Here is a 6,726-nt window from a genome sequence, read left to right as displayed (position 1 = left end):
GTCGGTCACCGGCCGGGGCGGCACGGGCCGCATCCCCACCCTGGCGGAGACCCGGGCCGCCGCCCCGGCCGACCGGCCCTGACGGCGCCGCCCGGCCCCCGGCCGTACCCCCCGGGGTCAGCCGGTGGCCGGGGCCGCGCCGTACTCCTCGTCGGTGACCGGGGCCAGCCAGTGCACGACGTCATGGGTGGCGTCCGCCTCGTTGAGGGCGAGATGGACCATCAGCCGGTTCGGCGCGGCACCGTGCCAGTGCTCCTCGTCCGCCTCGAACAGCACCCGGTCGCCCGGCCGGATGAGCTCCACCGGCCCGCCCCGGCGCTGGCACAGGCCGATCCCCTCGGTGACGAAGACGGTCTGGCCCAGCGGGTGCCGGTGCCAGTGGGTGCGGGCCCCCGGCATGAAGTGCACCAGGGCGGCGCTGAGCCGGGAGGGCGCGGGGGCGGCGGCCACGGCGTCGATGTACACGTCGCCGGTGAACCAGTCGGCCGGCCCCTTGACGGTGTCGATCGAACTGCGGGTGATCTGCACGGTGCGTCCTTTCCGTCGGCAGGGGCGGGGGAGTGGGGCCCGGGTCAGGGCCTGAGGAGGGCCTTGATCGCGCGCCGCTCGTCCATGGCGCGGTACCCCTCGGCGACCTCCTCCAGCGGCAGCGCGAGGTCGAAGACCCGGCCCGGGTCGATCCGGCCCGCCAGGACCCGGTCGATCAGATCCGGCAGGTAGCGGCGTACCGGGGCGGGGCCGCCGCGCAGCCCGACATGGGAGAAGAACAGCTCCTGGCCGTCGACGGTGACCCCGTGCGGGACCCCGACGAAGCCCACGGTGCCGCCGGGCCGGGCGGAGTGCAGGGCCTGCCGCATGGACTCCGCGGTGCCGACGCACTCCAGCACACTGTCGGCCCCGATACCGCCGGTCAGCTCCCTGATCCGCTCCACCCCCTCCGCGCCGCGTTCGGTCACGATGTCGGTGGCGCCGTAGGCGCGGGCCAGCCGCTGCCGGCTCTCGTGCCGCGACATGGCGATGATCCGCTCCGCGCCCAGCTCCTTCGCCGCGATCACCGCGCACAGGCCGACCGCGCCGTCACCGACGACCACGGCGGTCGAGCCGGGCCGGACCTCGGCGGCGTCGGCCGCCCACCAGCCGGTGCCCATCACATCGGAGACGGCGAGCAGGCTCGGCCACAGCCGCTCGTCCGGCACCTCGTCGGTGGCCACCAGAGTGCCCTGGGCGTTGGGGATGCGCACGTACTCGGCCTGGCAGGTGCTCATGAACTCCCGGTGCAGGCAGTTCGACGGGAAGCCGTTGCGGCAGTTGGCGCAGGTGTTGTCCGAGGTGGCGAACGAACCGACCACGAACTGGCCGGGCCGCACGGCGGTCACCTCGCTGCCGACCTCCTCCACGAAACCGACGTACTCGTGCCCCATCGGATGGGGGTCGCCGATCGGCTCCAGACCGCGCCAGGGCCACAGATCGGAGCCGCACACGCAGGTCACGGCGGTACGGATGACCGCGTCGGTCGGCCGCAGAATCCGGGGATCCTCCAGGGACTCGAAACGGACGTCGCCGGGGGCGTGGATCACTGCTCCGCGCATCGGGGAGGCTCCTTACCTGCTGGGCCGCCGGTACCGGGGCACCGGAAGCCGCCGAACGGGTGACGGGACCCGGCGCGGACGGCACGGCGGCCACCCGCAACCCCGGGGCCCGGGCGCTCGGGCCCGCTCCCCGGCGGGGACGGACGACGAGCGCCACGACCTCCAGGTAACCCCCGCCGCGGGCGCGCAGCGAGTCACCGCTGAGGGGTGTACCAGCGGTACATCCCTCGGCCGCGCCCCGGGCGGTACCGTCGGGGTGTGGACAACCGTGCCGAGGTCCGCGAGTTCCTGACCTCGCGGCGCGCCAGAATCAGCCCGCAGCGGGCGGGCCTGCCCGCCGGACCCCGGCGGCGGGTGCCCGGACTGCGCCGGAGCGAGGTCGCCGCCCTCGCGGACATGAGCGTCGAGTACTACGCCAAGCTGGAGCGCGGCACCCTCGCCGGCGTCTCCCCGGCCGTCCTGGAGGCGGTCGCCCGCGCCCTTCTGCTCGACGACGCCGAACGGGCCCACCTGTTCCACCTGGCCCGGGCCGCCGACGGCTCCGACCTCCTCGCCCGCCCCCGGCGCCGCGCGGGACGGACCTGGACCCCGCACCGCAGCCTCCAGTGGACCCTGGACGCGATCACCGCCGGACCGGCCTTCGTCCGCAACGGGCGCATGGACATCCTGGCCGCGAACCCGCTGGCCCGCGCCTTCTACAGCGACCTGTACGCGACGGGCGGCAACCAGGCCAACCTGGCCCGCTTCCAGTTCCTCGACCCCGCCGCACGGCACTTCTACCCCGACTGGGAGGCATTCGCGGACATGGCCGTGGCGATCCTGCGCACCGAGGCCGGCCGCGACCCCCACGACAAGGACCTCCACGATCTCGTCGGCGAGCTGTCCACCCGCAGCGACGCCTTCCGCACCCGGTGGGGCGCCCACGACGTCCGCCTGCACGGCACGGGCACCAAGCGCTTCCACCACCCGCTGGTCGGCGCGCTCACCCTCGCCTACGAAGGGCTCGACATGGCCGCCGAACCCGGCCTCACCCTCACCGTCTACACCGCCGAGCCCGGCTCGCCCTCCGAGGAGGGACTGCGGCTGCTCGCCTCCTGGACCTCCCCCGAGGACCCGGCCGCCCGGCCGGCGCGGACACCCCCCGTCGGCTGACCGCGCCCGGCGACCGGGGCGGGACGGGGCGGGACCGGGCGCCCGCCGGTCCCGGGCTCAGCCGCGCCCGGCCCGTGCCCGTCCCGGCCGGAGGCGCCGGTCAGGCCTCACGCGTCCGCGGCTGGAGGATCTCCGCCATGCGCTCCTCGCGCCACTGCCGCAGCAGCGCGTGGAAGGCGACGGCACCGTGCGGGTAGGAGGACGGACCGCTCGGCCGGCCCCGGCCCTCGGCGTTGTAGTAGCCGGGGGTGCACTCGGCGTGGAACCAGGCGTGATCGGGGGCTCCGTCCGCGAGGGAGGCCAGCCAGGCGTCCTCGGCCTCCCGCGACGGTTCGACGAGCGCGCCCTTGGCTTCGGCGGCGGCGACCAGCGCGGCGGCGTGGACCGCCTGTTCGTCCAGGACATGGGTGAAGTTGACGCTGCTGGCGTTCTGCAGCGACCCCAGCTGGATGAGGTTCGGGAATCCGTTGCTGGTCAGGCCGTGCAGGGTACGGGGGCCCTGCCGCCCCCAGGTGTGCAGCAGCTGGTGGCCGCCCCGGCCGTGGACCGGAAGCGTCCCGGAGAGGATGCCCGAGACGCCGACGGAGAAGCCGGTGGCGAAGATCAGGCAGTCCAGCGCGTACTCCCGGTCCCCGACCACCACCCCGGTCTCGGTGACCCGTTCGATGCCGTGGGTGTCCGCGGTGTCGACCAGGGTCACGTTGTCGCGGTTGAACGCCGGGTAGTAGAGGTCGGAGAATCCGGGACGCTTGCACGCGTAGCGGTACCAGGGTTTCAGCTTCTCCGCGGTCCCGGGGTCGGTGACCGACTCCTCGACGCGGGCCCGCAGTTCGTTCATCTTCGCCGCGTCGGCGATCTCGTACGCGGCTTCGAAGGCGTCCCGGTCGCCCTGGCGCCGGAAGCTCGGCAGCAGCTTCTCCAGCAGCTGGGCCGACGCGGTCCACCGGTCCGCGACGAGGTCCTCGCCGGCCGGCTCGCCCGAGACGATGCGCAGGAAGTTGTCGCGGCGCTCACGGGCCCAGCCGGGGCGGCCGGCACCGACATCCTCCGGCGTGGTGCGCCGGTTGGCCCGCACGTCCACACTCGACGGCGTGCGCTGGAAGACCAGGACGTGCGCCGCGTCCCGGGCCAGCATCGGGATGACCTGGATTCCGGTGGCGCCGGTGCCGACGACGCCGACCCGCTTGTCCGCGAGGCCGGTCATCCCGCCCTCCGGGGTGCCGCCGGTGTACGCGTAGTCCCAGCGCGAGGTGTGGAAGGTGTGGCCCGCGAACGTCTCGATGCCGGGGATGCCGGGCAGCTTCGGCTCGGAGAGGGTGCCGGTGGCGGTGATGACGTACACGGCACGGAAGGCGTCGCCCCGGTCGGTGCGCACCAGCCAGGTCTCGGTCGCCTCGTCCCACTCCAGTGAGGTGACGGCCGTGGAGAACAGCGCGTCCGCGTAGAGGTCGTAGGTGTCCGCGATCCGCATCGCGTGGCGCCGGATCTCCTCGCCCGGCGCGTACTTCCACTCGGGGACGTAGCCGGTCTCATCCAGCATCGGCAGATACACGTGCGACTCGATGTCGCAGTGGATGCCCGGGTAGCGGTTCCAGTACCAGGTCCCGCCGAAGTCGCTGCCCTTGTCCACCATCCGGATCCGCGCCACGCCCTGCTGCCGCAGCCGGGCTCCGGCGAGTATCCCGCCGAATCCGCCGCCGACGACGGCGACGTCGACGGTGTCCCGGACCGGTTCGCGTCCGGCCGGTTCCGGGGCGTACGGGTCGGCGGCCCAGTAGCCGAAGTCGGCTTCGGCCGCCCGGTACTGGCGCGGGCCGTCGGGGCGTACCCGGCGTTCGCGTTCGGCGCGGTAGCGCGCGCGCAGTGCGGCGATCTCGTCGGCGGTGGGGGTGTGAGGGTTCGTCATGTGGGGTCTCGATCCTGTCGATCGCTGCTCGCGGGATCAGCCGGCCACCCGTCAGCTGGGCCGGGTGCGCTGTCACCTGGGGGCGGCGACTACTCTAACAACCGACCGGACAACGTTGTCCGGTTAGGTGTTCGTGGACCGCGCCGCCCGGGGCCCGCTCCGGACGGCGCACGGCGTCCGCACCCAACGGACCGAAGGAGCAACCCCCATGCGACGACGCACGATCCGGCCCGCCGCGGCACTGGCCGCGGCCGGTGCCCTGGCCCTCACCGGCTGCGCGGCGGACCCCGGGGCCCCGGCGGCGGGCGCCGCACCCGGCGAGGCCGGACGCACCCTGCACGCCGAGCGGGTCATGCGGCTGACCCAGGTGCATCCGCAGACCGGGATGACCCTGCTGGAAGGCCCCGTCTTCGACGAGGACGGCCACCTCCTCGTCGTGGACGTCACCGCGCCCGCGGGCGAACCCAAGGTGATCCGCGTCGACCTCGACGAGGGCACCTGGGACTCGCTGTTCACCGACGACCGGGGGGCCTACACCTCGGCCCAGTTCAGCCCGCACGACGGGCGGCTCTACCTGACGGACTTCGTGGGCGGCGCCGTCGTCAGCATCGCCCCGGACGGCAGCGACCCGCAGACCTTCTTCTCCGGCGACATCGACGGCGCCCCGATGAACCCCGACGACCTGGCCTTCGACCCGCGGGGCAACCTCTACCTCAGCGACTCGCGCGGCATGACCGAGGGCGAACCGCTCGGCCGCGTGGTCCGCATCGACCGGGACGGCGAGGAGGCCACGGTCCTGGCCGACGGACTCGCCGCGACCAACGGCATCTCCTTCGACGCCGGCTACGACGGGCTGTGGATCAGCGAACTGCTGGAGAACCGGATCTCCTACCTCCGCCTCGACCCGGAGGGCGCGGTGACCTCCCGGCACACCGCCGTCCACGTCGACGGCGGGATCGCCCAGACCGACTCGATCGCCGTGGACGCGGACGGCAACCTCTACCAGGCGCTGCACGGCAGGCCCGCCATGCTCGTCTACAGCCCGCACGGCGACCACCTGGCGACCGTGGAGATCCCGGCCGGCCACGAGGGCCTCGAATCCGCGACGAACGTCGCCATCACCCCCGGCGGCACCACGGCCTATCTGACCGTCAGCGGCCCCGCCGGGGGCTACCTGTACACCTTCGAAGCACTGGCGGAAGGCACCCGGCAGTCCAACGGCGGCTGATGCCCCGTCCGTTCAGCCCGTGAAGGGCCGCACGGGCCCGACCTCGACGCCGAGCAGCCGCCAGGCCGCCAGTGCCCGGCGCTCCCGCTCCGCGCGCGTCGGCCCGGTGACGGCACCGGCGACCATGGCGACGGCGAGCATCAGATCGTCGGCCCCGGCCAGCCGGTGTCCCGCCGGCAGACACCTCCGCAGGGCCTTTTCGACCCGGTCGGCCAGGACCTCGGCGTACGCGCGGGTGTCGGCGCGCCGGTTCGCCTCGTCGGCGTGTAAAAGGCTGATGAAAGCGGCCGATTCGGTCAGGTGCCAGGACACGACGCCCAGGGCCCCGGACAAGGTCGCCCCCGGGGCCGCGGCGGCCTCCTCGACCTGCCGCACATTCTCCTCCAGTACGGCGGCGGCCACCGCCGAACGGTCGGGAAAATGCCGGTACAGCACGCCCTGACCCACCCCGGCCCGCCGGGCGATCGCGGACAGCGGGGCGTTCAGCCCCTGCTCCGCGTAGACCTCGCGGGCGGCGAGGAGCAGAGCGGCCCGGTTACGGGCGGCGGCCCTCGGCCCGTCATTGGGAGGCCGCCGCTCCTCCGGTCTCGGGTGCTCAGTCACCCCCCGAGCGTACCGGCCGGGCTCCGGGAGGCGACGTGTTCCGCCTGGTGATCGAAGCACTGGCCGACCGGTCCTTCGCGGGGCCGGTGACGGCCGGGGAGACCGACAGCCGAGCGGGGTGTTTCGGGACCGGTTCGGAAAGCGCCCGTGCTTCGGGCTCCTCCCGCAGGAGAAGGCCCGGGTTCGATCCGGTATGGGCCGAAGAAGGCGGTCAGTCTAGCCATCCGTGTGGGGTGCGAGCTGGGAGA

6 protein-coding genes are annotated in these 6,726 nt (G+C 73.9%); 2 read left to right on the top strand and 4 right to left on the bottom strand.

Going from position 1 to position 6,726, the window contains the following annotated elements:
- Nucleotides 1-117: 117 nt before the first annotated feature.
- Together ACFV5N_RS22820 and ACFV5N_RS22815 are read right to left on the bottom strand one after the other, a co-directional pair.
- The gene (locus ACFV5N_RS22820; protein ID WP_385602904.1) at nt 118-528 is read right to left on the bottom strand and encodes a cupin domain-containing protein; all 411 of its coding nucleotides are present in this window, start codon (nt 526-528) and stop codon (nt 118-120) included.
- Between the two features lie 44 nt (nt 529-572).
- Nucleotides 573-1,589: a zinc-dependent alcohol dehydrogenase family protein gene (locus tag ACFV5N_RS22815; protein WP_385602901.1), complete on the bottom strand. Its 1,017-nt coding sequence runs from the start codon at nt 1,587-1,589 to the stop codon at nt 573-575.
- Nucleotides 1,590-1,847: 258 nt separating this feature from the next.
- On the opposite strand from ACFV5N_RS22815, the gene ACFV5N_RS22810 reads away from it, so the two are divergent.
- Nucleotides 1,848-2,741, top strand: coding sequence for a helix-turn-helix transcriptional regulator (locus ACFV5N_RS22810; RefSeq protein WP_385602898.1), 894 nt, complete (start codon nt 1,848-1,850; stop codon nt 2,739-2,741).
- Between the two features lie 100 nt (nt 2,742-2,841).
- Here ACFV5N_RS22810 and ACFV5N_RS22805 read toward each other — a convergent pair whose 3' ends face one another.
- Nucleotides 2,842-4,647 (bottom strand): flavin-containing monooxygenase, encoded by a 1,806-nt coding sequence (locus ACFV5N_RS22805; protein ID WP_385602895.1) that lies wholly within the window; start codon nt 4,645-4,647, stop codon nt 2,842-2,844.
- Between the two features lie 208 nt (nt 4,648-4,855).
- On the opposite strand from ACFV5N_RS22805, the gene ACFV5N_RS22800 reads away from it, so the two are divergent.
- Nucleotides 4,856-5,875, top strand: coding sequence for an SMP-30/gluconolactonase/LRE family protein (locus tag ACFV5N_RS22800; protein WP_385602892.1), 1,020 nt, complete (start codon nt 4,856-4,858; stop codon nt 5,873-5,875).
- A 12-nt stretch (nt 5,876-5,887) separates the two neighbouring features.
- Here ACFV5N_RS22800 and ACFV5N_RS22795 read toward each other — a convergent pair whose 3' ends face one another.
- Nucleotides 5,888-6,478, bottom strand: a complete 591-nt coding sequence (locus ACFV5N_RS22795; protein ID WP_385602889.1) for a TetR/AcrR family transcriptional regulator — start codon at nt 6,476-6,478, stop codon at nt 5,888-5,890.
- Nucleotides 6,479-6,726: the final 248 nt, after the last annotated feature.

It is taken from the genome of Streptomyces sp. NPDC059853 (genome assembly GCF_042731495.1).
In the GTDB taxonomy this organism is placed as follows: Bacteria; Actinomycetota; Actinomycetes; order Streptomycetales; family Streptomycetaceae; genus Streptomyces.
Note: the sequence above shows the minus strand (reverse complement) of the source record. Positions and strands in the feature narration are given on the sequence as shown.

Coding starts and splice junctions, on each gene's coding strand:
- ACFV5N_RS22815 (WP_385602901.1), bottom strand. CDS start 1,589: ATGCGCGGAGCAGTGATCCACGCCCCCGGCGACGTCCGTTTCGAGTCC.
- ACFV5N_RS22805 (WP_385602895.1), bottom strand. CDS start 4,647: ATGACGAACCCTCACACCCCCACCGCCGACGAGATCGCCGCACTGCGC.
- ACFV5N_RS22800 (WP_385602892.1), top strand. CDS start 4,856: ATGCGACGACGCACGATCCGGCCCGCCGCGGCACTGGCCGCGGCCGGT.